The sequence below is a fragment of the Sulfurimonas sp. genome (assembly GCF_027056685.1).
In the GTDB taxonomy this organism is placed as follows: Bacteria; Campylobacterota; Campylobacteria; order Campylobacterales; family Sulfurimonadaceae; genus Sulfurimonas.
On sequence record NZ_JALUKE010000006.1, the window covers coordinates 1 to 1,697 of the forward strand.

3 protein-coding genes are annotated in these 1,697 nt (G+C 35.2%); all 3 read left to right on the plus strand.

All coding sequences use genetic code 11. The annotated features are described in order from the left end of the window. Nucleotides 1-979, plus strand: a 979-nt coding sequence (locus MVY38_RS00210) for a UPF0182 family protein (protein WP_297482072.1), incomplete at its 5' end; no start/stop codon positions are given. Between the two features lie 79 nt (nt 980-1,058). Further along, nucleotides 1,059-1,559 (plus strand): prepilin-type N-terminal cleavage/methylation domain-containing protein, encoded by a 501-nt coding sequence (locus MVY38_RS00215; RefSeq protein WP_297482073.1) that lies wholly within the window; start codon nt 1,059-1,061, stop codon nt 1,557-1,559. Nucleotides 1,560-1,566: 7 nt separating this feature from the next. Continuing rightward, nucleotides 1,567-1,697: type II secretion system protein (locus MVY38_RS00220; protein WP_297482076.1), on the plus strand; the 131-nt coding region annotated here is incomplete at its 3' end.

A 1,697-nucleotide genomic window follows, 5' to 3' on the forward strand; every position in this document is an offset into this window, starting at 1 on the left:
AGATGCTTATACAACAAGCAATATGTACCCATACTCCGAACCAATCTCTCGTAACCCAATTCAACGAGGCATCAATTACATTAAAAACTCTGTAAAAGTAGTGATTGATGCTTATAATGGTAATGTCTCTTTTTATGTTGTAAATCCTCATGATGCACTGCTCCAGACTTATGAAAAAATTTATCCAAAACTCTTTAAACCGTTTCAAGAGATGCCGAAGTTTTTACAAGCACACATCCGTTACCCTACGGATTTATTTAATATTCAGGTAAAAATTTACAATGCCTACCATATGACTGACCCAAAAGTTTTTTATAATCAGGAAGATTATTGGCAAATACCAAATGTTATTTTTCAAGGCGAACAGCAAAAGATGGTTCCCTATTACATCATTATGCGTTTACCAAAAATGAAGCGTGAAGAGTATATTTTAATGTTACCACTCAACCCTTCAAAAAAAGACAATATGGTAGCATGGATGTGTGCAAGATGTGATACGCCTCACTATGGGGACTTAATCGTCTATACACTCCCTAAAGAGAAGCTCATTTATGGACCTATGCAGATAGAAGCGAGGATTAACCAAAAACCAGAAATCTCAGCCGAACTTACGCTCTGGGGACAACAAGGCTCACAAGTCATAAAAGGCAATCAGCTTGTTATTCCCATCAAAAACTCTTTTCTTTATGTGGAGCCTGTCTATCTACAATCCGAACAAGGTCAAATTCCTGAACTTAAAAGGGTTATAGTAGTCTTTAGAGATAAAATTGCCATGAGAAGAACACTAGATGAAGCATTGCAAGCTATTTTTCATATCTCTGTATCTAAAAAAAGAGGGGTAAAAGCACCTCTTCTAAGAGGAACAAAAGAGGCACTCAAACATTACAATCAAGCCTTGCAATTTTTAAAGAAGGGGAATTGGGGAGGTTTTGCAAAAGAGATGCAAAAGTTACATTTGGTTCTTTCTAAAAGATTATAAAAGTATTTAAGCAGTCAATAAGAGATGCTTAAGAATTATTGAGTTAAAATACAGCTAACTTACATTAAAGGATAGATATATGAAAAGAAGTGGTTTCACACTTATAGAGTTGATCTTTGTGATCGTTATTATTGGTATTTTGGCAGCGGTTGCCGTACCGAAGTTCCAAAATTTAAAACAAAATGCTGTGGTTTCAGATGCTATAGGGCCTTTGAATGATTTAAATTCAAGTGGTGGTGCCTCATCATTTTTAAATCAAACAGAATTAAATCGTGTGCAAGCAGGTGATTTAAACATCTCAAATCTTTATAAATTCCAAGGGAAAGATTGGGTAGTAACTGATCAAACTACTGCAGATGGGAATTCAACAGCAGTATATAGAGGTACACAATCTGACTTAAATGTTACTTATACATATCAAGGTAGTGGTACAACTGCAGATGCGAATGTGACCGCAGATTTCAAATGTGACCCTACTACTACATCTGGTAAAGCAATGCAAAAATCTCTTCAAGTAAAAGGGTATGATTGTACTAAGACTGGAACTAGTTATATTATAGATTTATCTACACAAAAATAGTCTTAAAATGAGGAAGGCCTTTACTCTAATAGAAATTATAATGGTTTTAGTTATAATTGGTATATTAGCAGCAGTGGCTGTACCAAAGTTTTCTAGACTCTCCTCCAATTCAAAGGTAGCAAGTGAACTTGCTACCGC

Coding starts and splice junctions, on each gene's coding strand:
- MVY38_RS00215 (WP_297482073.1), top strand. CDS start 1,059: ATGAAAAGAAGTGGTTTCACACTTATAGAGTTGATCTTTGTGATCGTT.